The sequence below is a fragment of the Pseudomonas sp. R5(2019) genome (assembly GCF_009905435.1).
Taxonomy (GTDB): Bacteria; Pseudomonadota; Gammaproteobacteria; order Pseudomonadales; family Pseudomonadaceae; genus Aquipseudomonas.
In genome coordinates, this window is sequence record NZ_JAAAMT010000012.1 from 83,724 (window position 1) to 108,916 (window position 25,193).

A 25,193-nucleotide genomic window follows, 5' to 3' on the forward strand; every position below is an offset into this window, starting at 1 on the left:
ATGGATACTTTCAGCTATCTGAGCCAGGGCTTCGGTGTTGCGCTGAGCCCGTACAACCTGGTGACCGCCCTGTGTGGCACCCTGATCGGTACCGTGGTCGGCCTGCTGCCGGGCCTGGGCCCGATCAACGGCGTGGCCCTGTTGATCCCGATTGCCTACGCCCTTGGCCTGCCGCCGGAATCGGCGCTGATCCTGCTGGCGGCGGTGTACCTGGGCTGTGAATACGGCGGGCGGATCAGCTCGATCCTGCTGAACATCCCCGGTGAAGCCTCTACCGTGATGACCACATTGGACGGCTACCCGATGGCACGCCAGGGCATGGCTGGGGTGGCCCTGTCGCTGTCGGCCTGGAGCTCGTTCATCGGTGCTTTTATCGCCACCTGCGGCATGGTGCTGTTCGCGCCGCTGCTGGCCAAATGGGCGATTGCCTTCGGGCCGGCGGAATATTTCGTGCTCATGGTGTTTGCCATCGTCTGCCTGGGCGGCATGGCCGGTAACAAGCCACTGAAAACCTTTATCGCGGCGCTGATGGGCCTGTTCCTCTCGGGTGTCGGGATCGACGCCAACAGCGGCGTCTACCGCTTTACCGGTGACAGCGTGCACCTGGCCGACGGTATCCAGTTCGTGGTGCTGGTGCTGGGCCTGTTTTCCATCAGCGAGATCCTGCTGTTGCTGGAGAAGACCCACCATGGCCAGGAGGCGGTCAAGGCCACCGGGCGCATGATGTTCAACTTCAAGGAAGCGGCGTCGGTATTTGCGGTCAACGTCCGTTGCGGCCTGCTCGGCTTCATCATGGGTGTATTGCCAGGCGCCGGTGCGACACTGGCCAGCGCCGTGGCCTACATGACCGAAAAGCGCCTGGCCGGTGCCAGCGGCAAATTCGGCCAGGGCGACAAGCGCGGCCTGGCGGCGCCTGAAACCGCCATTGGCGCCGAGGCCTGCGGCGCGCTGGTGCCCATGCTGACCCTGGGCGTACCGGGTTCGGGCACCACGGCGGTGATGATCGGCGCCCTGTCGCTGTACAACATCACCCCTGGCCCACTGCTGTTCCAACAACAGCCGGACATCGTCTGGGGCCTGATCGCCTCGCTGTTCATCGCCAACATCATGCTGGTGATCCTGAACATTCCGATGATCCGCATCTTCACCCGCATCCTCGCCGTGCCGAACTGGGCGCTGGTGCCGATGATCGCGATCATCACCGCGATCGGCGTGTACGCGGTGCATGCAACCACCTTCGACCTGTTCCTGATGATCGGCATCGGCATCTTCGGCTACATCCTGCGCAAGCTGGATTTCCCGCTGTCGCCGGTGCTGCTGGGCTTTATCCTCGGCGGCCTGATGGAGCAGAACCTGCGCCGGGCGCTGTCGATTTCCAACGGTGCACTGGACATCCTCTGGTCGAGCCCGATCACCTTCGGTGTCTGGGTCCTGACCGCCCTCATGTTGATGCTCCCGCTGGTGCGCATCTGGCGTCGGCGCAGCGTTTCGCGTCGTGCGGTAGCCGATGTCTGAACGGTTTCTGCAATCGTGGTGGGGAACCCCGCTGGTCGGTCTGGCCGGCGGGTTTGTGGCCAGCCAGATCGGCTGGCCTTTGCCGTGGATGATCGGCTCACTGCTGGCCATCCTGCTGGTCCGCTGCCTGACACCCTGGCAACTGACCGAGATCCCCGGCGGGCGCAAGTGCGGGCAGTGGATCATCGGGATCGGCATCGGCCTGCACTTCACGCCGGTGGTGATCGAGCAGGTCGTCAGCCATTTCTGGCTGATTTTTTTCGGCGCGTGGGTGACCAGTGTCGCCAGCGTGGTCAGCGTGTGGTTACTGCGCCGCACCGGTGAAGATCGCGCCACCGCGTTCTTCTCCAGCATGCCCGGCGGCTCCGGCGAGATGGTCAACCTCGGTGCTCGCCATGGCGCCTCGCTGAGCCGCGTGGCGGCAGGTCAGAGCCTGCGGGTGCTGGTGGTGGTGCTGTGCGTGCCGGCGGTGTTCAAGTACCTGCTCGGAGACGGTGTGCCCGTGGTTCATGGTGGCACCGTCGATTGGCGCTGGCTGGCGCTGGTGTTCCCCTTGGGCGCCCTCGCCGCCTGGATCTGGCAAAAGCTCAAGCAACCCAACCCCTGGCTGTTTGGCCCCTTATTGATCGCGGCGTTGGCGAGTATTGGCCTGGACTTGCACATCGGCCTGCCCAATGGCGCCAGCCAGATTGGCCAGTGGCTGATTGGCAGCGGCCTGGGCTGCCATTTCAATCGGGCTTTCTTTCGCCGGGCACCGTCGTTTCTGGGCCGCACCCTGTTGGGAACGGCTCTGACGATGCTGATCGCAGGCCTTTCGGCCTGGGCCTTGAGCGCGCTGACCCAACTGGATCTGCGCTCGCTGACGCTGGGCATGATGCCCGGCGGTATCGCGGAGATGAGTTTGACGGCTCAAACCCTGCAACTCTCAGTACCGCTGGTTACAGCCTTGCAGGTGATGCGGCTGCTATTCGTGCTGTTCCTGGCCGAACCCTTGTTCCGGCACTGGAGCAAACAACCCGAAACACCCCCTCCCCGGTAGGAGCCGAGCTCGCTCGCGACGAATGCACCGCGATCATCCAGACAGACCGCGTTGCCCTCTTCGCTGGCAAGCCATGCTCCTACAGTCTGTGGTGATCAGCGAGAACGAGCGCTCCTAAAGCGGCGGCAAGCGCCAGTCGATCGGCGTCAGCCCGCGCTGCTCGAGAAACTTGTTGGTCTTGCTGAAGTGGCCGTTGCCGATAAACCCGCGATAAGCCGACAGTGGCGACGGGTGTACTGACGTCAGCACCAAGTGCTTGGTCGCATCGATCAGTTTCTGCTTGCCCTGGGCATGGGCGCCCCAGAGCAGGAACACCAGATTGGACTGATGTTCGCTGACCAGGCTGATAATGCGGTCGGTGAAATGCTGCCAGCCTTTGTTGGCGTGGGAGGCCGCGTTGGCCCGCTCCACGGTCATGGTGGTGTTGAGCATCAGCACGCCCTGATCGGCCCAATGCTGCAGGTAGCCGTGATTGGGAATGTCGATATTCAGGTCGCGCTTGAGCTCTTTGTAAATATTGACCAGCGACGGCGGCGGCGCCACCCCTGGCTGCACCGAGAAGCACAGGCCATGGGCCTGGCCCGGGCCGTGGTACGGGTCCTGGCCGAGGATGACGACCTTGACCTGATCCAATGGCGTCGAATTCAGGGCATTGAAGATCATCGGCCCTGGCGGAAAAATCTCCTTGCCGGCGGCATGTTCCTGGCGCAGGAACTCACGCAGCTGGTGCATGTAAGGCTGATCGAATTCGCGGCGCAATGCCTGCTTCCAGCTGGCTTCGAGTTTGATGCGGTCGTCGTCGGTGGTCATGGGGCTACCTGAAAAAACAATGCGCGGACACTAGGAAACAGCGCCGCGCTTGTCAATCGATCCGACCGGCAACGGGCGTTTTCCCGTCAAGGCGCCATACTGGATAACCACGTAACCGACCGAGGTTTGCCATGAACCTGCTATTCGAGGAGCGAACTGGCGTCGATGGTGCCCGCATCGGCATCGCCACGTTGAACGCCGAAAACAGCCTGAACGCCTTGTCGTTCCCCATGATCGAGATGCTCAGCGAACAACTGGCCGACTGGGTCCAGGATGATCAGATCGTCTGCGTGCTGCTTCGCGGTGAAGGCCGCAAGGCGTTCTGCGCCGGCGGCGAAGTCCGCAGCCTGGTCGAGGCCTGTCGCCATCATCCAGGTCAAGTGCCACCGGTGGCGGCGCAATTCTTCGCTGCCGAATACCGACTTGACTATACCCTGCATACCTACCCCAAGCCGCTGATTTGCTGGGGCCACGGCTACGTGCTGGGGGGTGGCCTGGGGCTGTTGCAGGGGGCCAATATTCGCATTGTCACCCCCAGCAGCCGGCTGGCCATGCCAGAGATCAGCATTGGCCTTTACCCCGACGTCGGCGCCAGTTGGTTCCTGACGCGCATGCCGGGGAAACTGGGCCTGTTTCTGGGCTTGACCGGCGCCCATATCAACGCTCGCGACGCGCTGGACCTGGGCCTGGGGGACCGTTTTCTGCTCGACGAGCATCAGGAAAAACTGCTCAACGGCCTGCTGCAATTGAACTGGCAGGAACAGACGCAAATGCAGCTCAATAGCCTGCTCAAAGCCCTGGAGCAGGAAGCGCAGAAGGCGCTGCCTGAAGCGCAGTGGCTACCCCGCCGTCACCTGATCGATACGTTGCTGGATGTCAGTGACCCGGTCTGTGCCTGGCGCGCAATCAGCCATCTGCGCAATCACCCGGACGCCCTGCTGGCCCGCGCTTCACGCACCTTGAACGAAGGCTGCCCGCTGACTGCGCTGTTGGTCTGGGAGCAGATCAAGCGTGCCCGCCACCTGTCGTTGGCGCAGGTGTTCCAGATGGAATACAGCATGAGCCTGAATTGTTGCCGGCATCCGGAGTTCAGTGAGGGTGTGCGCGCCCGGCTGATCGATAAGGACCAACAGCCTCGCTGGCACTGGCCGGACATTGCCGCCATTGCCCAGGAGGTGGTGGATGCGCATTTCAGCAAGGCCTGGGAAGGCCGCCATCCGCTGGCGGACCTTTGCAGTTATTGATTGGCGATCAATGGTTCCAGTCGCGATCAGGACGACCGTCGTGGTTGCGGTCATAACCTCGGTGATAGCCGCGGTCATACCCATGACGCGATCCTTGGCGATAACGGGGGGAGTAGCCACGGTTCGGGTGGCCCCGATACCCCGGAGGTGCCGGGTGGTAGTAGTGATGAGGCGGCGGTGCCCGGTAGTAACGCGGTTGCGGCGCATAGTAATAACGAGGCTGCGGCGCCATGTAATAGCCGCGGCTGTACGGGTAGGGAGAGTAGGTTCGATAGCCCGGATAGGAATAGCGGTCTACGGTGTACACATCAGCGCGGTAGTAGGCAGATCCTCCGTAAGGTACACAAGCCGTTGTCAGCAAACCCAGCAAAACGATCAGCAAAAGTCGGCGATACATGGGGCGGCCTCCTGGACCGCGAAACTGCACATCCCAGCGGCGCTGGTCGGCGTCGACGCGCGGATACTTGTCGACACAGAATCAGACAGTGGATCCAGGGTGCGGTGCCGTATGCGTAATAAATAGATACAAACCGACACACTCAACGGCCGAGGCTTTTGATGGGGCTTGCCCGCGATGAAATCAACGCGGTGTGCCGGATACACCGCAGCGCCTGCATCGCGAGCAAGCTTTGCTCACACACCGGTCTCCATTCCTGTCGCTTGCCCCAATGCCAGTCAGTTAAGGCGAATTACATGTGGGAGCGGATTTATCCGCGAATAATGACGACGCGCAATACCTGAAAACCGCGGTGTCTGGATTCGCGGCGGTCCGGCGATCCGGTAAATCCGCTCCCACAAGTTTTGTGTCGTTCAATGCCTTAACTGACTGGCATTGAGGCTTGCCCGCGATGGCATCACCGCGTTGCATCTGATACACCGCAGCGCCTGTATCGCGAGCACGCTCTGCTCCTGCATTCAAAATCAAAAGCGCCCGGCGAGGTTTTGTTCAATCCCTCAAATCAGACTCATGAATCGGCTGGTCGCGGTGAGTCGCCCGCTGATATTGCGCGGGCCAGACCGCCTTGTGGCCACCCAGGTCGTCGTCGGCATGCAGCGCCCAGTACGGGTCGCGCAGCAACTCGCGAGCCAGCAGGATAATGTCGGCCTGACCGGTGCGCAGAATGTGCTCGGCCTGGGCAGGTTCAGTGATCATGCCGACGGTGCCGGTGGCAATCCCCGATTCCTTGCGGATTTTTTCGGCGAATTGGGTCTGATAGCCCGGGCCTACCGGAATTTCGGCTTTCACAGAGGTGCCGCCCGAGGACACATCGATCAAGTCCACTCCCAGCGCTTTCAACCGGCGCGCCAACTCCACCGTTTCATCGGGGTTCCAGCCATCCTCGACCCAGTCGGTGGCCGACAGGCGGACAAACACCGGCAGTTCTTCTGGCCAGACCGCCCGCACCGCTTCGGTGACTTGCAAGGTCAGGCGAATACGGTTTTCAAAGCAGCTGCCGTACGCGTCTCGGCGCTGATTGCTCAAGGGCGATAGAAACTGGTGCAGCAGATAACCATGGGCTGCGTGGACTTCCACCACTTTGAAACCGGCCACCAACGCGCGCTTGGCCGAATCGACAAAGGCCTGGATGACTTCCTGGATGTGCGCCTCGGTCAATTCCGTCGGCGCCGTGTGTTCGGGGTCGAACGCGATTTTCGAAGGTCCCACCGGTACCCAGCCACCCTCACTGACCAGCACGCTGCCGTGTTTGCCCAACCAGGGCCGGTAGGTACTGGCCTTGCGCCCGGCGTGGGCCAGCTGAATGCCAGGGACGGCGCCCTGGGCGGTGATAAAGCGGGTGATACGCTGCAACGGCTCGATCTGCTCGTCGTTCCACAGACCGAGGTCTTGCGCAGTGATTCGGCCCTCGGCCGTCACGGCAGTCGCCTCGGTAATGACCAGGCCGGCGCCGCCAATGGCACGGCTGCCGAGGTGGACCAGATGCCAGTCATTGGCCAGCCCATCGACGCTGGAGTACTGGCACATGGGTGAAACCGCGACACGATTGGGCAGGGTCAATTGACGCAGGGTGTAGGGTTCGAGCAGCAGACTCATGGGGCACCTCTCAAATCAAGTGGTAAGGCTCCAGATGCTGATTGAAAGGCCGAAGACGAGAATCTTCCCCGCAGGTTCACACGACCCATCAGACAGTGATTTGAGCCTAGACCAGTTTGACCGCCGCCCGGACGATTAACCGCCAACCTTTGATCAGCGCGGCTCCATGTGCGCGATCAGCAGCTGCACGGTTTCCTGGCCGCGAAACTCGTTGAGGTCAAGCTTGTACGCAAGCTCCACCCAGCGCACTGACGGGTTCGGCCAGACCTCGCGGTCGATGCCGAAGGCGATCCCGTCGAGCTTCACCGAACCGCATTCGGTCTTGAGCACCACCTTCAAATGCCGCTCACCGACCACCCGCTGCTCTACCAACTGGAACACACCGTGGAACAGCGGCTCGGGAAAGTGTTGGCCCCAGGGCCCGGCGTGGCGCAAGGCACGCGCCAGTTCCAGGTGAAACTCTTCGACCGCCAGGGTGCCATCCGACAGCAGCCGCCCGGTCAGGTCGTCTTCGCGCAGCTGCCGGCGCACTTCGGCGTCGAAGGCGGCGGCAAAGGCCGGGAAGTTGTCCGCTGGCAGCGACAGCCCGGCGGCCATGGCGTGGCCGCCGAACTTGCTGATCAATTGTGGGTTTTGCGCGGCGACCGCATCCAGCGCATCACGGATATGAAACCCCGGCACCGAGCGCGCCGAGCCCTTGAGCATGCCTTCGCCAGCGTCGGCAAAGGCGATGGTCGGGCGGTGGTAACGCTCTTTCAGGCGCGAGGCGAGGATGCCGATCACGCCCTGGTGCCAATCCGCGTCGAACAGACACAGGCCAAACGGCATCGATTCCAGCGGCAAGTCCTTGAGCTGGGCCAGGGCTTCGCGCTGCATGCCCTGCTCGATGGATTTACGGTCCTGATTCAGCTCATCGAGCTGCACGGCCATTTCCCGCGCCAGCGTCGAGTCATCGCACAGCAGGCATTCGATCCCCAGGCTCATGTCATCCAGCCGGCCGGCCGCGTTCAGGCGCGGGCCGAGGATGAAGCCCAGGTCTGTCGAGGTAATGCGCCCATGCTCACGGCGTGCCACCTCCAGGATCGCCTTGAGCCCTGGCCGTGCCCGGCCGGCACGAATGCGCTCCAGGCCCTGATGGACGAGGATGCGGTTGTTGGCGTCCAGCGGCACCACGTCAGCCACGCTGCCCAGTGCCACCAGGTCCAGCAGTTCACCGATGTTCGGCTGCAGCCGGGTCTCGTAGTGGCCCAGGCTACGCAGGCGCGCCCGCAGCGCCATCAACACATAGAAAATCACCCCGACACCGGCCAGCGCCTTGCTCGGGAACGCACAGCCCGGCTGGTTCGGATTGACGATGGCATCGGCGGCCGGCAGTTCGTTGCCCGGCAGGTGGTGGTCGGTGACCAGCACCTTGAGCCCGGCGGCCTTGGCGGCGGCTACACCCTCAGTGCTGGAGATGCCGTTGTCCACGGTAATCAGCAGCTGCGGCTGGCGTTGCAGCGCAACGGCAACGATTTCCGGGGTCAGGCCGTAGCCAAACTCGAAGCGGTTCGGCACCAGGTAGTCCACATGCGCCGCCCCCAGCAAGCGCAGGCCGAGCACGCCGACGGTACTGGCGGTGGCGCCGTCAGCATCGAAGTCGCCAACGATCAGAATGCGCTGGCGCTGTGCCAGCGCCTCGACCAGCAGGTCCACCGCCGCGTCGATGCCCTTGAGCTGCTGATACGGGATCAACCGTGCCAGGCTTTTATCCAGCTCCGCTTCGCACTGCACCCCGCGCGCGGCATATAGCCGGGTCAGCAAGGGCGGCAGGTCACCGAGAAAAGGCAGGGTTTCGGGCAGCAGACGCGGTTCGATACGCATGGGACGAGAGGACATTCCGTGGCTTGGGGTGAGGTGAAGCGGCGCCCGCCAGGGGTCGCCGCTCAGGGGGGTGGATCAGCCGCGCTCGCCGAGCAGCCACTCCAGCTGCACTTCGTGCTGGCCACGGTCGTCGGTGACGAACACGGTGCCCTCGCTGATCATCACGTCCCATTTGATGGCGCGCGGCATGTCCTGGGCCAGGACTTCCAACACATCCTGAGGAACCGCCGCGATATTGACGTTTTTCAGCCCCTTGACCGCGTCTATCACCTTGGTCTGCCAGACACGCAGGCTGCCGTAGGCCAGCAAACTGGTGCGCTCGGTGCGGCGTGAGCACCAGGTCAGGCGGTCAGCGTCAGGCTGGCCGACTTCGATCCAGTGCAACACGCGGTCATCCAGGCTTTTTTCCCACAGGGCAGGTTCGTCCACATCCGACAGTCCACGGCCGAAAGCCAGGCGCTCGTTATAGAACAGCGCGTAGGCCAGCAACCGCACCGCCATGCGCTCTTCGGTTTCCGACGGGTGACGGGCGATGGTCTGCTTGACGCTCTCGTACACACCCCGATCGAGGTCAGTCAGGTTCAGTTCAAACTTGTAGGTCGTGGACGGCTGGGCCATGTACGGGACTTCTTGCATCAAGGAAAAGTCGCACAGTCTAACCGATGCGCAGGCGGGGAACGACCGGCCCGCCACGCAGATTCGCCGATTGTGTTTCTGGGCGGCCCCGGGCTGTGATAAAACCATTGCCTCTGCCCAGCTGCCACGGACCTTCCATGTCACTCGCCGCCAAACCCCTCGCCGGTCTGAAAGTCATCGAACTCGGCACCTTGATCGCCGGTCCATTCGCCTCGCGTATCTGCGCCGAATTCGGTGCCGATGTCATCAAGGTCGAATCGCCGGACGGCGGCGACCCGTTGCGCAAGTGGCGCAAACTCTACGAAGGGACCTCGCTGTGGTGGTTCGTGCAGGCCCGCAACAAGAAATCCCTGACGCTCAACCTCAAGCACCCCGACGGTATCGACGTGCTGAAAAAGCTGTTGAGCGAGGCCGATATCCTGATCGAGAACTTCCGCCCCGGCGTGCTGGAAAAGCTCGGGCTGGGCTGGGAGACCCTACATGCCTTGAACCCGAAACTGGTGATGGTGCGCCTCTCGGGCTTCGGCCAGACCGGCCCGATGAAAGACCAGCCGGGCTTTGGCGCGGTCGGTGAATCCATGGGCGGGCTGCGCTATATCACCGGTTTCGAGGACCGTCCGCCGGTGCGGACCGGGATCTCCATCGGCGATTCGATTGCAGCGCTGTGGGGCGTGATCGGCGCCCTGATGGCGCTGCGTCACCGGGAGGTCAACGGCGGCCAGGGCCAGGTGGTGGACGTGGCGCTGTACGAAGCCATCTTCGCCATGATGGAAAGCATGGTGCCGGAGTTCGACGTGTTCGGCTTTATACGTGAGCGCACCGGCAACATCATGCCGGGTATTACGCCCTCCTCGATCCACACTGCCGCCGACGGACGGCATGTGCAGATCGGTGCCAATGGCGATGCGATCTTCAAGCGCTTCATGGCCGCCATCGGTCGTGACGATCTGGCCAACGACCCCTCGCTAGCCAGCAACGATGGTCGTGACCTGCGCCGTGACGAACTGTATGGGGTCATCGACCGCTGGACCCGAACCTTGCCGCTCGATGAGGTAATGAACGTGCTTAATCAGGCCCAGGTGCCGGCCAGCCGCATCTATTCGGCGCAAGACATGTTCCAGGACCCGCAATTCCTGGCCAGGGAAATGTTCCTCCAGGCACGTCTGCCGGACGGTAAGCCGTTCAAGATGCCAGGCATCGTGCCCAAGCTCTCCGATACCCCCGGCAGCGCCGACTGGGTCGGCCCGCAGCTGGGCGCCCACAGCGACGAAGTGCTGACAACGCTGGGCTATGATTCACAGGCCATTGCGCGCTTGCGCGAACTAGGCGCCATCTAGCCGCCAGCGATAGGTAAAAAGGGTTCATCCACTTTCAAGGAACGATCAGGCCATGACCCATCGCTGGAAGCCTTGGAGAACCGCTGCGTGGCTGACCCTGTGGTTGGCCTGTGCAGTTGCCGTGGCCGATGACAAGCCGACCCTGACCTGGCTGCTGCGCGACTTGCCGCCCTTGACCATCCTGGAAGGCGATCTCAAGGGTCAGGGAGCCGTCGATCAGATGCTGCCGCTGCTGATCGAGGGCCTGCCGCAATACAACCACAGGCTACTGCGAGTCAACCGGGCGCGGGGCTTGCAGATGCTCCAGACGCCCGCGTTCACCTGCGATCCGACCTTGCTTTGGACGCCGGAACGGGCCAAATTCGTCGCCTATTCAACCCCCAGCTATCGAACCCTCAGCAATGGTTTGATCGTCCGCGATCAGGACCGCCAGAAGCTTGTTCCCTTCATGCATGGCCAAGCGCTGGATTTTCCGGCATTGCTGGCGGCAGGCACCCTCAAAGTGGGGCTGGTGGCCGAACGCAGCTATGGCACTCAGATTGACAGCATGCTGAAAAACGCCAACCCACAGACACTCGCCCCCCATTACGGCAACGATGCCGTCGGCAGCCTGCTGCAGATGCAGCACCTGGGGCGCCTGCAGGCGCTGCTCGGGTACTGGCCGGAAATCCGCTATATCCGCCAGAAACTGGGCCTGAGCGCCGATGAATTCGACTTTGTGCCGATCAAGGGGGTTGATCAGTATCAACTGATCCATATCGGTTGCTCCAATACCGCCCAAGGCCGCGAGGCGATCGCTCTGATCAACGCGCAGTTGCTGTTATTGCGCAAGGATTCGAGGGTGGACGCCTTTTATGCCCGCTGGCTGGACCCGGACTTGCGCGAGCAATACCTCAAGGACGCCCAGCGCTTCTTTGCTCATCCTGGCCCCTGAATTCAGGCAAAAAGAAACCCCGACTGGTGGGGAGGCCAATCGGGGCTAAACCAGGTCCGGATGGACCAGCGTGACAGGGAGGGCAAGCATCGGAGCTCAATGTCTGTCCACCTGTCCTGTCATGTAGGAGTGCAGCATTTCCAGAAGGTTCCCCGGGTCAGGCCATCGAGCTGACAAAGGCCCTGCCCTGTTCGGCATTGCGCAAGGCGGCGATCACACAAGGCTGCAGGCGCCCTTCGGCCACTCGCAGGTCACGGTGCAAGCCATCGACCACATCGATCAGCAGGCGCTTGTCGGCCAGTTGAGCCCGGCTCAAACCGCGGGCCAGCACCAGGCTGCCGTCCGTGTCAGTCAGGGTTACACGACAGCCGCCCTCCACATCCCAAGCGTCCAGGCGCACCTGATAGGGCGTCAGGGCTTCGTTAAGCAATACGCTGATAGTTTCCATCTCGATCACCATTCTCTTGTTTAACGTCAAAGGTGCTAAGCAATGACCGATGGTCGGCCTGTCAAGTTGCAACAGGAGGGCCGCTGACTTCGAGAATGCCGGGCGAATGTTACAGATTGAATGGTTTACGCCGGTTCACCCGGGCTGACGGGGCCTTGCGCTCGAAGGCTTGAGCAACCGGCACGTCCTCTGTGCGCGGCGAGCAGGCCTGTTGATAGTGTTTGAGCAAAGCATGCAAGGTGGGGATGTTGACCGGCTTTTGCACGCTGTCGAGTACCCGCAGGCCCTGGTGCTCGGCCAATCGCACGACATTGTCGAGCACCGTGCGTTCGGCACTGCTCAGCACAATGATCGCCTGGGCCCACTGCTTATCAGCCAGATGTTGGATAAAGGCCGCGCCGTCAAGCCCGTCCATGAGCAGGTCACAGATGGCGATATCGATCGGCCCGCGTTTTTCCAGAGACTGGCACGCAGCCTCGACGCTGGAAGCCGTCAAGACGTCAAAAACGCCATTGGCGTTGAGCATCTGATGTAACGCCATCAATTGAAAAGGATGGTCTTCCAGAATCAGGACTTTGAGTGACTGCATCGGCGTTGCTCCCAAGCGGCGAGTCGGCACTCTAATAAACAGTACCGGCCACTCACATAGGACAAATCCTAAAGCAGTCGGGAAATGTCACCCTCTCGGAAGCAGCGGAAAAATCAGCCTGCATTTGGGAAGCGTCTTATTTTCTGAGCCTGGAAATGACCGCAGGATTCGGGCGTTCACTGTCGTAGCACCCTGAATGGCTTGATATTCGCCCCCATCCAGGCGCTGACGCTTACCCTTTTAACCGTCCGCCAACTCACGGTGGGCGGGATGGAATAGCAGGAAGCTCGTCATGCCCAGCCAATCCGATCTGCGCTTTACTTTCGACATTCTCGGCGGTGAAACCCCCGGCGCCTTCGATGTCGTCGAGTTCACTCTTACCGAAGGTTTGTCCGAAACCTTCCTTCTATCGTTGGAACTGACCAGCCCCAACCCCGCCATCGACTTCGGCCAGGTCCTCGATCGCCCGGGGCTGCTGACGATCTGGCATGGCCAGACGCCGGTACGCTTTGTTCATGGCGCAGTGTCGTCCTTCGTGCAAGGTGACACGGGGTTCAGACGGACCCGTTACCGCGCCATGGTCGAACCGCGCCTAGCGCGGCTCAAGCTGTGTTCCGACTGGCGCATCTTCCAGACCCTGACTGTCCCGCAAATCGCCCACGCCGTGCTCAAGCCCCACGGCCTCACGCTGGACTACGAGCAACGCGTCACTGAGGCGCGCCAACCGCGTGAGTACTGCGTGCAGGCCGGCGACACGGACTACGACTTCATCGAACGGATCCTGCGCGAGGAAGGCTTCTTCTATTCCTTCCGCCACAGCGCCGAAGGCCACCAGCTGGTCCACAGCGACCGCTTGTTTATCCACGGTCGTCTCGACGACGAACCCGTGCTTTACAATCCGGCGCCCGGCGGCGATCAACCGCAACCGGCGCTGCGCCGCTTCGCCTACAGCGAAAACGTGCGCACCGCCCGCCAGACCCAGCGCGATTACACCTTCCAGCACCCGAATTACACCCACCAACACAGCCTGGAGGGCTCCGACCTCGACCACCAGGGCCGTGGCTACGAGCGCTACGACTACCCCGGCCGACACAAATTCGACGAGGTCGCCAAGCCGATCCTGACCAACCGCCTGCGCGGCCATCGCCGCGATGCACGCATGGCCTGCGTCGAGGGCGATGATCCGCGCCTGCAACCAGGAATCTCTTTTTATCTGGAAGGCCATCCCCGAGAAGACCTCAATCGTGGCTGGCGGCCGGTGCGCATGGTCCACCACGGCATCCAGCACACCAGCCAGGCCGAAGACAGCGCCGACGCCCAGCAGGGTACCCGCTATAGCTACGTCGCTGACCTGGTGGCAGACGACGCCGAATGGCGCGCCGAACCCCTGCCCCGCCCGCGCATCGACGGCCCGCAGACCGCCGTGGTGGTCGGCCCGCCGGGGGAAGAAATCTACACCGACGAATACGGCCGGGTGAAAGTCCAGTTCCCCTGGGACCGCCAAGGCCAGCACGACGAGCACAGCTCCTGCTGGATCCGCGTGGCGCAGAACTGGGCTGGCGCCACCTGGGGCCACATGGCCATTCCGCGCATCGGCCAGGAAGTGGTCATCCATTATCTCGACGGCGACTGCGACCAGCCGCTGATCATCGGCCGCACCTACAACCGCCTGCAATTGCCGCCCTATGAACTGCCGAAACACAAGACGCGGATGACCATCAAGAGCGCAACCCACAAGGGCAAGGGTTTCAACGAACTGCGTTTCGAGGACGAGGCGGGGCAGGAAAAAATCTACGTCCACGCTCAGAAGGATCAGAACCTCCACGTCAACCACGATGAAACCACCTTCGTCGGTCATGACCGCTGCGAACAGGTCGAACACGATGAAACCATCACCATCGGCCACGACCGCCAGGAGACCGTAGGCAATGACGAGCAGGTCCATATCGGCCAGGACCGCCGCCACGACATCCGTCAGGACGAATTTCTCACTATTGGCCGCAACCACAGCATCCGCACCGGCAAGGACCGCACCGAAGAGGTCGACAACAACCGCCGTGACAAGACCGGCGCCAATCACTGGGTAAACATCGGCGGTAACCTTGAGCAGACCGTCGCAGGGCATGTCGAGTTGCAGGCCGGGCAAGCAATCCGCAGTCGAACTCGGCTGTACGAGCTGCAGGCTGGAGAAAGCCTGATCATCAAAGGGCCAGGCGGCACCATCAGCATCGACGATGCTGGCATCACACTGGATGCCGTGGCCATTTACGTCAAAGCCCCCATAAGCGTCGCTACAGAAGGCCGCGGCACCCCCTATGTCATCGATGGCAAGCCCGATGCCGGGGAGGCCAGCGACTTCTGCCTGGCATGCTTTCTGCGCGCGGCCCGCACGGGCGGCGCTGTGGTCCCCGTACGATGAATATTCCAGCCAACACGCAGCGTTATTACCTGTTCGACGGGGCGTTGCTGAACAGCACCGCCCCGTCATGGCTGCTGGAGCAACCTGGCCTGTATCGTCTTTACGACGATCTGGGCGAGCAGGCAGCCAGCGTCGGGCCCTGGCTGCTGCCCACCACCGACCCTGTCAACGAATACACCCGCACCCTCCTCACCAGTGGCACCGAACAGCGTTTTGCCTGCAGCGGCCTGACTTGCCGGGCGCCACTCCCTGCGTTGCTGGAGCACCTGCGAGCCCTGCGCTATCTGCAATCCGGCGGCACGCAACGTTACTATTTCCGCTATGCGGACGGCCGTGCCTTCAGCGATCTCTGGCGCACCCTGACGCCCGCACAACGCCGTGCCACGCTGGGCCCTATCAACACTTGGAATCACCTCGATTTGACCGGCAACGTTCACAAGGCCCTGGCACCGCATCCCGACGAGGTGGCTGCCGAGGTCTCATTACCTTTGCGGCTGCAACCGCAGCAGTGGCATCAACTCATCGAGAACGGTCGAATCGGTGAGTTGTTCGACGCTACCGCCCAGATCGACGACGGCCTGCCCCCGCACGGTCAGCCCCACGAGCGCTACCACTGGACTTGCCAGACCTACGCCTGGTTGCGCCGCATGGGTGTGGAAAGCGTACCGGTTCAAGTGGCGGCCAATCGGGTGATCTGGCAGACCGCCGGCCTATTGTTGAAGCAAGAGCAGTTCCAGTCGGCGTTGCTACAGGCACAGCGCAGCGGGGATATCAGCCGAGTGCTGGAGTTCGCCCAGATTGGAACGGGAAGGCGGACATGATCTTTCCCCTGAGAATGGCCGCACCGCTGCTGAGCCTGGTGCTGGCAGGTTGTGACTCCCGCGAGGACAGCGTTTCCGCCGGGTTGACCGGCATCGATCACCTGCCCGACCACCTGAGTGTGCAGAACTTCTCGCTCAACGGCACTGGCGGCTTTCAAGCCGGAAAAGGTGGTAGCGAAGTCTGTTGCGTCAGCTTGCCTAGATCGTGGCGGCCAGACCTGACCGCCGTGGTGCAGTGGAATGTGACCAACTGGCGCGACTGCGGTTGGGAAAGCTACGAGCGCCGTGTGCCCGTGGAGCCCTACGAAAAGGTCGGCCATGCCTGGGTGCACTTCATGGGCGATGGTTCGGTACGGGTGGTTTCTTCCGATATTGGTCCGGGCATCCGTGTAGCAAATACCGATTACCCAGGCCCGCACGATCCGATCCCGCAGAAACATCCCTGGGACGTCTACGGCAGCTGGGCCTCTCATTGCCCGCCGCAAGACCAGCCAATAGTCATGGAGCGATTGCAATGAAAAAAAAATGGCTGGTACTCCCGAGCCTTTGTCTGCTGCTAATGGGCTGCGACACCCGTGAGGACAACGTTTCCGCCGGGTTGACTGGTATCGATCACCTACCCGACCACATGAGCGTGCAGAATTTCTCGCTCAACGGCACCAGCGGCTTCCAGGCCGGTAAAGGCGGACGCGAAGTCTGTTGCGTCAGCTTGCCGAGAAAGTGGCAGCCGGACCTGACCGCCGTGGTGCGGTGGAATGTGACCAACTGGCGCGACTGTGGCTGGGAAAGGTTCGAACGCCGCGTACCGGTAGAGCGCTACGACAAAGTCGGCCATGCCTGGGTGCACTTCATGGCCGATGGTTCGGTACGGGTGGTGTCTTCCGATATTGGTCCCGGTATTTACGGACCTAATGCCGACTATCCCGGCCCGCATGACCTAATCCCTCAAAAACATCCTTGGAAAGTTTACGGCCCCCAGAGTACCCATTGCCCGCCGCAAGACCAGCCAACTGTCATGGAGCGACTCCAGTGATTGAAAGATGTCTGTTACTCCTATGCCTTTGCCTTCCACTTATGGCCTGCGACACCCGCGAGGACAGCGTTTCCGCCGGCTTGACTGGTATCGATCACCTACCCGACCACATGAGCGTGCAGAACTTCTCGCTCAACGGCACCAGCGGCTTCCAGGCCGGTAAAGGTGGGAGCGTGGTCTGTTGTGCCAGCTTGCCGAGAACATGGCGACCAGACCTGACCGCCGTGGTGCAGTGGAATGTCACCAACTGGCGCGACTGCGGTTGGGAAAGCTTTGAACGCAGCGTACCCGTGGAGCGCTACGACAAGGTCGGCCATGCATGGGTGCATTTCATGGGTGACGGTTCAGTGCGGGTGGTCTCTTCCGATATCGGTCCCGGAATATACGGACCCAATGCCGACTATCTCGGCCCGCACGATCCAATCCCACAGAAACATCCCTGGGATGTCTACGACGGTTGGGCCTCCCATTGTCCGCCGCAAGATCAACCAACCGTCATGGAGCGACTAGAGTGAGTGAAATATTCAAGGCTCATCCCAAAGGTCCGACACCGGACGTTTTTCCCCTTTTTCCGCAATGCCTTACTAAAACCGAGAACTGCGAAACAACCGTGCAAATCGGTGTCTTTTTTGATGGTACTGGCAATAATCAGGATTGGGATGAGGCCGAGGGCTGCAATCCCGGTCTGGGGATGACTCAACGTCAGGCACGTAAAGACAGTAATGTGGCAAGGCTCTATCAAGCTTTTCCGGAACAACCACAGCTGGGACTCCATCGACTCTACATCCCTGGCGTGGGCACACCATTCCCGGATATTGGCGAGGACGATTACGCAATGTTCGGCCCTTCCATGGGACGCGGGGGAGATGGGCGTATCAATTTCGCCTTGTTGGGTGTTCTTGACTTCATCCATCAAGCTGTCGCGAGTGGCAGACGCGCCTACGCACCTGAAACTTTCATGGCCCTGTGCCGCAACGGCACACGCACCTACAACCCCAAAACACTCTCCTACACTCCCCTGGCAGGTAGCGTCCAAGACTCCCAAGCCCTCGATGCCGTGGGCATGCGCACCATCGGCGGGTTGTTGTGTGAAGCCAACGGCAGGCGAGCCCACGCCGAGGCGTTCTTCCACAATCAAGCGCAGCGAATAGCCGAAAAGGTGGCGAAGGCGACGCAGCCCACCCTCATCAACATCACCATCGATGTGTTCGGGTTCTCACGGGGGGCGGCGCAAGCACGCGTGTTCTGCAACTGGCTAAGCCCATTGCTCAAAGGCGACCGACTGTGCGGCGTGCCGACTCAACTGCGCTTTCTGGGCATATTCGACACCGTGGCGTCAGTGGGCATTTCCGACAGCCTGGGAGGAGACGGCCACTTCGCCTGGGCCAAGCCCGAGTCGCTACGCATTCCAGACACAGTGCATCAATGCGTGCATTACATCGCCATGCACGAGAACCGTACCTCGTTTCCGTTGGAGAGCATCCGCCTGGCCGACGGCAGCCTACCCAAGCGCGCTATACAGCTGGCCTTGCCGGGCATGCACTCGGATGTTGGCGGCGGTTACGGCCACACATCCCAAGGGCGCAGCCCCAGCGGCCAGGCCAGCGATGTACTGTCGCAGATTCCGCTGGAATTGATGTACCAAGCAGCCAAAACAGCGCAAGTACCATTGAATAAGAAATTGGCCAACGACGGTGCCTATAACCCCTTCGACATCCACCCCGACGTGCGCAACGCCTACACCGCCTTCATGTCCGCCAGCCCCTGCGAAGCCACCACCGCCCAATGGCTGCTCCCCTACCTGGCCTGGCGCTATCAGGTTCGCACCGTCTACGCGACCCGCCTCTCCTGGGTACAGCGCGCCAATGAGCAGGACCGAAAGGACATGGCCGGTGCCAATGAAACCCTGTCGGCCGACATTGCAGCGCTGACGGGAATGACCGAGGAGGAAATGGACCGATACCGGCTGGCGGCACAGTGGAGCCCCGAGTTGTTCGCCGGCCTGGCCGTGCAGAAGGGCCTGCGGCGCGCCACGCTGGCGGCGGAAGCCAGTGAGGTGCTGACCCACCTGAAGGCCCATGCACCGCTGGGCACACCCGAGAACCCGGAAAACCTGACGCCGGAAGCGTTCCTGTTCGCCAACTACGTGCACGACTCCTACGCCGGTTTCCGCCCGCTCCATCAGCCCCACTGGCTGACCGGCTGTGTCGACCTGGTGCCCGGCAGCTGGGAGACGCAGGGTTACCTGCGCTATCGCCGAATCTACCGGGGCAGCAATCGCCCCATCACCAACGCCCCTCTCACCGAGCAGCAACAACATGAAGCCGCCCAGCACGAACGCGAGGTACACAAGCGCTCGCTGCAGAACAGCATCGACACCCGCAAACTGTTCAATGGCCCCTGGTAACGGTCAATCGGCAAGACATGCACCCAACAAAAAGCCCCGGATCTTTCGACCAGGGGCTTTTTGTCACACTCACAGACCCGTCACAAGACGGGCCTCAATCACAGCGGCTTGCCGCGATTGCCGTGCTGGCTGACGAAGGCCTGGACGGCTTTCAGGTCGTTCGGCAGTACGGTGCACTTCTCGTCTCGCTCGAACAGGTCGGTCAGGTGCGCGGGCAGGGTCAGCGCCTTGCCGACACCGGCCTTCTCGACCGCATCCGGGAACTTGACCGGGTGCGCGGTACCCAGCACCACCATCGGGGTGTCGAGGCTGCGGCGGCACTCGCGGCCGGCCTTGACGCCGATGGCGGTGTGCGGGTCGAGCACTTCGCCGGTCTGGGCGTAGACCTGGGCGATGGTCTCGCAGGTGGCTTCGTCATCCACGGCCAGCGAGTCGAACAGTTTGCGCGCTTCGGTCCAGCGGTCTTCGTCGACGCTGAAACCGCCACCTTGCTTGAAGGTGTCCATCAGGCCGGCAATCGCGGCACCGTTGCGACCGTGCAGATCAAACAGCAGGCGCTCGAAATTCGAGGAAACCATGATGTCCATCGACGGCGACAGGGTCGCGTGCAGGGTTTGCTTGACGTACTGGTTGCCGCTCATGAAGCGGTGCAGGATGTCGTTGCGGTTGGTGGCGACGATCAGCTGGCTGATCGGCAGACCCATGTTGCGTGCCAGGTAGCCGGCGAAAATGTCGCCGAAGTTGCCGGTTGGCACCGAGAATGCCACCGAACGCGCCGGGCCGCCCAGCTGCAGGGCTGCGTGGAAGTAGTAGACGATCTGGGCCATGATCCGCGCCCAGTTGATCGAGTTGACCGCCACCAGGCGAGTGCCCTTCAGGAAGCCCTGGTCAGCGAAGCTGGCCTTGACCATTTCCTGGCAGTCATCGAAGTTGCCTTCGATGGCGATGTTGTGGATGTTCTCGCCGAAGATAGTGGTCATCTGCCGACGCTGAACTTCCGACACGCGCTGGTGCGGGTGCAGGATGAAGATGTCGACGTTGTCGCAACGACGGCAACCTTCGATGGCGGCAGAACCGGTGTCACCGCTGGTGGCACCGATGATCACCACGCGCTCGCCACGCTTGGCCAGCACGTGGTCCAGCAGGCGGCCGAGCAATTGCAGGGCGAAGTCCTTGAAGGCCAGGGTCGGGCCGTGGAACAGCTCCAGCACCCATTCATTGCCATTGAGCTGACGCAGCGGCGCCACGGCAGCGTGCTCGAAGGTGCCGTAGGTTTCTTCGAGGATCTTCTTGAAGTCGGCATCGGCGATGCTGCCGGTGACGAACGGGCGCATCACCCGGAACGCCAGCTCGTGGTAGGGCAAACCGGCCCAGGAAGCGATTTCTTCCTGGGTGAACCGGGGCAGGTTCTCGGGCACATACAGACCGCCGTCGCTGGCAAGACCTGCCAGCAGCACGTCTTCAAAGTTCAGGGCCGGGGCCTGGCCGCGAGTACTGATATAACGCATGACCTATTCCTCTAAATCAGTTGCTGCTCAATTCAATTGTTCGACGCGGATGCGCACCACGTTGCCGACCACATCCTCCAAGGCTTCCAGGGCGGTGATGGCATCGTTCATGCGTTGCTCTTGCACGCGATGAGTCAGCAGGATCATCGGCACCAGGCCGTCGTGTTCTTCGACTTCCTTCTGCATGATCGATTCGATGTTGATGCCGCGCTCGGACAGGATGCTCGCGACCTGGGCCAGTACGCCCGGGTGATCCTTGGCCTGGATACGCAGGTAGTAGGCGCTTTCGCAGGCTTCGATCGGCAGGATCGGGTGTGCCGACAGCGAGTCGGGCTGGAACGCCAGGTGCGGTACGCGGTTTTCCGGGTCGGAGGTCATGGCACGGACCACGTCCACCAGGTCGGCAACCACCGACGAAGCCGTAGGCTCCATGCCGGCGCCGGCGCCGTAGAACAGGGTGGAACCGGCGGCATCGCCATTGACCATCACCGCGTTCATCACGCCATTGACGTTGGCGATCAGGCGGTCGGCCGGGATCAGCGTCGGATGTACACGCAACTCGATGCCGTGGGCAGTGCTGCGCGCCACGCCCAGGTGCTTGATGCGGTAGCCCAGCGCTTCGGCGTAGTTGACGTCGGCAGTGGTCAGCTTGGTGATGCCTTCGGTGTAGGCCTTGTCGAACTGCAGCGGGATACCGAAGGCGATCGAGGCGAGGATGGTCAGCTTGTGAGCGGCATCGATGCCTTCCACGTCAAAGGTCGGGTCCGCTTCGGCGTAGCCCAGCGCTTGCGCTTCGGCCAGCACGTCTTCGAAGGTACGGCCCTTTTCGCGCATCTCGGTCAGAATGAAGTTGCCAGTACCGTTGATGATGCCGGCAACCCAGTTGATGCGGTTGGCCGACAGGCCTTCGCGGATGGCCTTGATCACCGGGATGCCGCCGGCCACGGCCGCTTCGAACGCAACGATCACGCCCTTCTCCCGGGCCTTGGCGAAAATCTCGTTACCGTGGACGGCAATCAGCGCCTTGTTGGCGGTGACCACGTGCTTGCCGTTCTCGATGGCCTTGAGCACCAGCTCGCGGGCAACGGTGTAGCCGCCGATCAATTCGATGACGATATCGATCTGGGGGTTGGTCGCGACCTCGAACACATCAGCGGTAATGGGGGTACCGGTAATCTGGCAATTCGGGTTTTGCGAACGCATGGCAATCTGTGCCACTTCGATACCACGCCCGGCACGGCGGGCGATCTCCTCGGCGTTACGCTGAAGTACATTGAAGGTACCGCCACCGACGGTCCCCAACCCACAGATGCCTACTTTGACCGGTTTCACTGTGAACTCCCCATGAAACGGCCGACGCGAGGCCGGCCGTAAAATCTGCCGCAGGCTGCCCTGCGACGTACTGATGAATGATTACTTGGTTGCCAGCGCCAGTTTCGCAACTTGCGGGGCCGGCTGGTAGCCCGGAATGACCTGGCCGTCTTCCAGAACGATGGCCGGTGTACCGCTGACACCAATCGACTGGCCCAACTGGAACTGACGGGCAACCGGGTTGGCGCAGGTTGGCGCCTTGATGGTATTGCCTTTGATCATGCTGTCGAGCGCTTTGTTGCGGTCGGTGGAGCACCAGACGGCCTGCAACTGCTTGTCACCTTCAGAACCCAGGCCCTGACGCGGGAAGGCGACATAACGCACTTCGATACCTCGGCGGTTCAGCTCGGGCACTTCTTCGTGCAGCTTGTGGCAATACGGGCAGGTGGTGTCGGTAAACACGGTGATGTGGGACTTGGTCTCGCCCACTGCCGGGTAAACGACCATCTCACCGGCTGGAATGCCGTTGATGCTCTTGGCAATGGCCTGGCGCTCGACCTTCTCGGTCAGGTTGACCGGTTTGCCGTCTTTCATCTGGAACAGGTAACCCTGCATGAAAAACTGGCCGTCGGCGCTGGCATAGAGCACGCGGCCGCCCTGCAGCTTGACTTCATACAGACCATTGACGGGGCTGGCGGCGACGCTGTCGACCGGCACATCCAGGTTCAAGGCATCGAGGGTCTTGCGAATGGCCTGTTCGGGGTTGTCGGCAAGGGCGAAAGTGCTGACCAGCGCAAGCGCGGCGGCGGCAAAAAACTGGGTCACGCGCATGAAAACTCCTGAAGGCGGACATCAAACCGGCCAAGCCTACCATAGATGCCCGGCGTGGCCGACTGCGCATGCGCGCCATACGGCAGCTTTTCGTGCACGACCGCCTTCGCGGACAAGACACTTTCTGAAATTCAACCCCGCGGGTGATGTCGGGCGTGCAATTCCTGCAATCGCGCCTTGGCCACATGGGTATAGATCTGCGTGGTGGACAGGTCGCTGTGCCCCAGCAGCATCTGCACCACACGCAGGTCCGCGCCATGGTTGAGCAAATGGGTCGCGAAGGCATGCCGCAGGGTATGCGGCGACAGGGCCTTGCCGATGCCGGCGACGGTGGCGTGGTGCTTGATCCGGTGCCAGAACGTCTGGCGGGTCATCATGTCGCCACGCTGGCTGGGAAACAGCACATCACTGGGACGCCCGCCCAGCAAGTCGTTGCGACCATCGCGCAGGTAGCGCTCGAGCCATACCACGGCCTCCTCACCCATCGGCACCAACCGCTCCTTGCTGCCTTTGCCCATGACCCGCAACACGCCCTGGCGCAAGTTCACCTGGTCCAGCGTCAGGCTGATCAGTTCAGTGACGCGCAAGCCACAGGCGTAGAGCACTTCAAGCATCGCCCGATCGCGCTGACCGAGCGCCTCGCTGGTATCAGGAGCTTGCAGCAGCGATTCGACGTCGGCTTCCGACAAGGATTTGGGCAATGGCTTACCCAGCTGTGGCATCTCGATCTGCAAGGTCGGGTCGAGCTCGATCAGCTTTTCGCGCAACAGATAGCGATAAAAGCCACGCACGCCGGAGAGAAATCGCGCGGTCGAGCGGGGCTTGTAGGCCTGCTCCAGGCGCCAGCCCAGATGGTCGAGAATCATCTCCCGGCCGGCCTTGGGCAACTCCACGCCCTGCTCCTGTAACCAGCCATTGAACAGCGCCAGGTCACTGCGGTAAGCCTCGCGGGTATTGTCGGCCAGGCCCTTTTCCAGCCAGAGGGCATCGAGGTATTGATCGATCAGGGGGTGTTCGACGGCAGGCATGAGGGCTCGAAAAATAGAGATTGGCAAAACACCGCGCTAGTCTTCCACAACACAGCCAGGTTAGGGAGCTTGAATGAACGAATTTGCCCGGTCGCTGAATGTGTTGACCAGCAGGTGGCCCACACATGAGCGGGCCAAGCCAAATTCCAGGCACAAAAAAGCAGCCCGAAGGCTGCTTTTTTCTGCATCGCGGCCCCGTGACCGCTGGCAAAACTGGACTTAAGCCAGTTTTTCCTTGATGCGAGCTGCTTTACCAGACAGGTCACGCAGGTAGTACAGCTTGGCTTTACGCACGTCACCACGACGTTTCACGGCCAGGCTGTCGATTTGCGGGCTGTAGGTCTGGAAAGTACGCTCAACGCCAACACCGTTGGAGATTTTGCGAACGGTGAATGCGCTGTTGATGCCGCGATTGCGCTTGGCAATGACAACGCCTTCGAACGCCTGCAGACGGGAACGGTCACCTTCCTTCACTTTCACCTGAACGACAATGGTGTCGCCCGGGGCAAAGGTCGGGATCTCTTTGGTCATCTGCTCGGCTTCGAGTTGCAGAATGATTTTGTTGGTCATGCTGTGCTCCTAAGGTAAATCGTCTGATCTACCATCGATACGTTAACTATCGTCCCGCTCACGGAGATACTCCGTCAGCAGCTTCTTCTCTTCTCCAGAAAGTGAGCGACTTTCCAGAAGATCGGCGCGTCGTTCATAGGTCCGCCCAAGGGACTGCTGTAAACGCCATCGCCGGATGTGTGCATGGTTGCCACTGAGCAACACGTCGGGAACACGCTGATCCGCATATACTTCCGGTCGGGTGTAATGCGGGCAATCAAGCAGCCCATCCGTGAAGGAATCTTCCTCCGCGGAGTCCGCATGCCCTAAAGCTCCGGGCAGCAGTCGTGTAACCGCATCAATCAGGACCATCGCTGGCAGCTCGCCGCCAGACAATACGTAGTCCCCAATCGACCACTCTTCATCGACATGAGCCTGAATGAACCGCTCGTCGATGCCTTCATAACGACCTGCGATGAGAATCAACGATTCCGCATTCGCCAGTTCGCGTACCGCCGACTGATTCAGTTGACGGCCTTGTGGCGACAGGTAAATAACCTTCGCCGCTTCCCCTGCTGCCTGCCTGGCCTGAACCAGAGCATCTTCGAGGGGCTTGATCTTCATCACCATCCCCGGACCACCGCCAAACGGCCGATCATCTACCGTATGGTGTCGATCAGTGGTGTAGTCCCGCGGATTCCAACAGGTCAGTTGCAACAACCCCTGTTTCACCGCGCGGCTGGTAATGCCGTACTCGCTGATGGCCGAAAACATTTCGGGGAACAGCGTAATGACCTCGACACGAAGGCTCGCCATCG

25 protein-coding genes are annotated in these 25,193 nt (G+C 61.5%); 11 read left to right on the forward strand and 14 right to left on the reverse strand.

The window, feature by feature from the left end:
• Complete coding sequence (locus tag GUY40_RS10660) at window positions 1-1,515, forward strand: tripartite tricarboxylate transporter permease (RefSeq protein ID WP_166568919.1); 1,515 nt, start codon at window positions 1-3, stop codon at window positions 1,513-1,515.
• The gene (locus tag GUY40_RS10665) at window positions 1,508-2,554 is read left to right on the forward strand and encodes an AbrB family transcriptional regulator (RefSeq protein ID WP_166568920.1); all 1,047 of its coding nucleotides are present in this window, start codon (window positions 1,508-1,510) and stop codon (window positions 2,552-2,554) included. Before GUY40_RS10660 ends, GUY40_RS10665 begins: the two co-directional genes overlap by 8 nt.
• 114 nt (window positions 2,555-2,668) lie before the next feature.
• Here the strand turns inward: GUY40_RS10665 and ung are convergent, their stop codons facing one another.
• Entirely contained in the window at window positions 2,669-3,364 is a 696-nt protein-coding gene (gene ung / locus GUY40_RS10670) for a uracil-DNA glycosylase (protein ID WP_166568921.1), read from the reverse strand.
• Between the two features lie 131 nt (window positions 3,365-3,495).
• Between ung and GUY40_RS10675 the strand changes: the two genes are divergently transcribed.
• On the forward strand, window positions 3,496-4,608 hold the full coding sequence (locus tag GUY40_RS10675) for an enoyl-CoA hydratase/isomerase family protein (RefSeq protein WP_166568922.1): 1,113 nt from the start codon (window positions 3,496-3,498) through the stop codon (window positions 4,606-4,608).
• 7 nt (window positions 4,609-4,615) lie between these two features.
• Here GUY40_RS10675 and GUY40_RS10680 read toward each other — a convergent pair whose 3' ends face one another.
• The 4 genes from GUY40_RS10680 to GUY40_RS10695 all read right to left on the reverse strand — a co-directional run bounded on the left by GUY40_RS10680 (window position 4,616) and on the right by GUY40_RS10695 (window position 9,142).
• Complete coding sequence (locus GUY40_RS10680; protein WP_166568923.1) at window positions 4,616-5,005, reverse strand: hypothetical protein; 390 nt, start codon at window positions 5,003-5,005, stop codon at window positions 4,616-4,618.
• A gap of 549 nt (window positions 5,006-5,554) precedes the next feature.
• The gene (locus tag GUY40_RS10685; protein ID WP_166568924.1) at window positions 5,555-6,661 is read right to left on the reverse strand and encodes an NADH:flavin oxidoreductase/NADH oxidase; all 1,107 of its coding nucleotides are present in this window, start codon (window positions 6,659-6,661) and stop codon (window positions 5,555-5,557) included.
• A gap of 153 nt (window positions 6,662-6,814) precedes the next feature.
• Window positions 6,815-8,524 (reverse strand): single-stranded-DNA-specific exonuclease RecJ, encoded by a 1,710-nt coding sequence (gene recJ / locus GUY40_RS10690; protein WP_166568925.1) that lies wholly within the window; start codon window positions 8,522-8,524, stop codon window positions 6,815-6,817.
• Window positions 8,525-8,599: 75 nt separating this feature from the next.
• Entirely contained in the window at window positions 8,600-9,142 is a 543-nt protein-coding gene (locus GUY40_RS10695; protein WP_166568926.1) for a YaeQ family protein, read from the reverse strand.
• 155 nt (window positions 9,143-9,297) lie between these two features.
• Between GUY40_RS10695 and GUY40_RS10700 the strand changes: the two genes are divergently transcribed.
• Window positions 9,298-10,497, forward strand: a complete 1,200-nt coding sequence (locus GUY40_RS10700; RefSeq protein WP_166568927.1) for a CaiB/BaiF CoA-transferase family protein — start codon at window positions 9,298-9,300, stop codon at window positions 10,495-10,497.
• Between the two features lie 52 nt (window positions 10,498-10,549).
• Entirely contained in the window at window positions 10,550-11,431 is an 882-nt protein-coding gene (locus GUY40_RS10705) for a TIGR02285 family protein (protein ID WP_166568928.1), read from the forward strand.
• 157 nt (window positions 11,432-11,588) lie between these two features.
• Here the strand turns inward: GUY40_RS10705 and GUY40_RS10710 are convergent, their stop codons facing one another.
• Together GUY40_RS10710 and GUY40_RS10715 are read right to left on the reverse strand one after the other, a co-directional pair.
• Window positions 11,589-11,879, reverse strand: coding sequence for a DUF3509 domain-containing protein (locus GUY40_RS10710; protein ID WP_166568929.1), 291 nt, complete (start codon window positions 11,877-11,879; stop codon window positions 11,589-11,591).
• Window positions 11,880-11,988: 109 nt separating this feature from the next.
• A complete protein-coding gene (locus tag GUY40_RS10715) occupies window positions 11,989-12,468 on the reverse strand; it encodes a response regulator (RefSeq protein WP_166568930.1) in 480 nt (159 codons plus the stop codon).
• Between the two features lie 292 nt (window positions 12,469-12,760).
• On the opposite strand from GUY40_RS10715, the gene GUY40_RS10720 reads away from it, so the two are divergent.
• The 5 genes from GUY40_RS10720 to GUY40_RS10740 are packed head-to-tail and all read left to right on the forward strand — an operon-like array spanning window position 12,761 to window position 17,256.
• Window positions 12,761-14,887, forward strand: a complete 2,127-nt coding sequence (locus GUY40_RS10720; RefSeq protein ID WP_166568931.1) for a type VI secretion system Vgr family protein — start codon at window positions 12,761-12,763, stop codon at window positions 14,885-14,887.
• Window positions 14,884-15,708: a DUF4123 domain-containing protein gene (locus tag GUY40_RS10725; RefSeq protein WP_166568932.1), complete on the forward strand. Its 825-nt coding sequence runs from the start codon at window positions 14,884-14,886 to the stop codon at window positions 15,706-15,708. Before GUY40_RS10720 ends, GUY40_RS10725 begins: the two co-directional genes overlap by 4 nt.
• On the forward strand, window positions 15,705-16,226 hold the full coding sequence (locus tag GUY40_RS10730) for a DUF3304 domain-containing protein (RefSeq protein WP_218585443.1): 522 nt from the start codon (window positions 15,705-15,707) through the stop codon (window positions 16,224-16,226). The genes GUY40_RS10725 and GUY40_RS10730 overlap by 4 nt, the downstream gene beginning before the upstream one ends.
• Window positions 16,223-16,741: a DUF3304 domain-containing protein gene (locus GUY40_RS10735; RefSeq protein ID WP_166568933.1), complete on the forward strand. Its 519-nt coding sequence runs from the start codon at window positions 16,223-16,225 to the stop codon at window positions 16,739-16,741. The genes GUY40_RS10730 and GUY40_RS10735 overlap by 4 nt, the downstream gene beginning before the upstream one ends.
• Window positions 16,742-16,782: 41 nt before the next feature.
• Window positions 16,783-17,256 (forward strand): DUF3304 domain-containing protein, encoded by a 474-nt coding sequence (locus tag GUY40_RS10740; protein WP_166568934.1) that lies wholly within the window; start codon window positions 16,783-16,785, stop codon window positions 17,254-17,256.
• Here the strand turns inward: GUY40_RS10740 and GUY40_RS28770 are convergent.
• Complete coding sequence (locus tag GUY40_RS28770) at window positions 17,226-17,654, reverse strand: hypothetical protein (protein WP_371924774.1); 429 nt, start codon at window positions 17,652-17,654, stop codon at window positions 17,226-17,228. The two genes, GUY40_RS10740 and GUY40_RS28770, sit on opposite strands and share 31 nt — an antisense overlap.
• Before the next feature lie 45 nt (window positions 17,655-17,699).
• Here GUY40_RS28770 and GUY40_RS10745 point away from each other — a divergent pair, with 45 nt between their 5' ends.
• A complete protein-coding gene (locus GUY40_RS10745) occupies window positions 17,700-19,148 on the forward strand; it encodes a DUF2235 domain-containing protein (RefSeq protein ID WP_371924776.1) in 1,449 nt (482 codons plus the stop codon).
• A 98-nt stretch (window positions 19,149-19,246) separates the two neighbouring features.
• On the opposite strand, the gene thrC is transcribed toward GUY40_RS10745, so the two are convergent.
• The 6 genes from thrC to trmD form a co-directional block, all read right to left on the reverse strand.
• Window positions 19,247-20,656 carry a threonine synthase gene (thrC, locus tag GUY40_RS10750; RefSeq protein ID WP_166568936.1) on the reverse strand — a complete coding sequence of 470 codons (1,410 nt, stop codon included), beginning with the start codon at window positions 20,654-20,656 and terminating at the stop codon, window positions 19,247-19,249.
• Window positions 20,657-20,683: 27 nt separating this feature from the next.
• Entirely contained in the window at window positions 20,684-21,988 is a 1,305-nt protein-coding gene (locus GUY40_RS10755) for a homoserine dehydrogenase (protein WP_166568937.1), read from the reverse strand.
• 81 nt (window positions 21,989-22,069) lie between these two features.
• The gene (gene dsbC / locus GUY40_RS10760) at window positions 22,070-22,798 is read right to left on the reverse strand and encodes a bifunctional protein-disulfide isomerase/oxidoreductase DsbC (RefSeq protein WP_166568938.1); all 729 of its coding nucleotides are present in this window, start codon (window positions 22,796-22,798) and stop codon (window positions 22,070-22,072) included.
• A gap of 131 nt (window positions 22,799-22,929) precedes the next feature.
• Complete coding sequence (xerD, locus tag GUY40_RS10765; RefSeq protein ID WP_166568939.1) at window positions 22,930-23,826, reverse strand: site-specific tyrosine recombinase XerD; 897 nt, start codon at window positions 23,824-23,826, stop codon at window positions 22,930-22,932.
• Between the two features lie 219 nt (window positions 23,827-24,045).
• A complete protein-coding gene (rplS, locus tag GUY40_RS10770) occupies window positions 24,046-24,396 on the reverse strand; it encodes a 50S ribosomal protein L19 (RefSeq protein WP_166568940.1) in 351 nt (116 codons plus the stop codon).
• Between the two features lie 42 nt (window positions 24,397-24,438).
• Window positions 24,439-25,191: a tRNA (guanosine(37)-N1)-methyltransferase TrmD gene (gene trmD, locus GUY40_RS10775; protein ID WP_166568941.1), complete on the reverse strand. Its 753-nt coding sequence runs from the start codon at window positions 25,189-25,191 to the stop codon at window positions 24,439-24,441.
• Window positions 25,192-25,193: the final 2 nt, after the last annotated feature.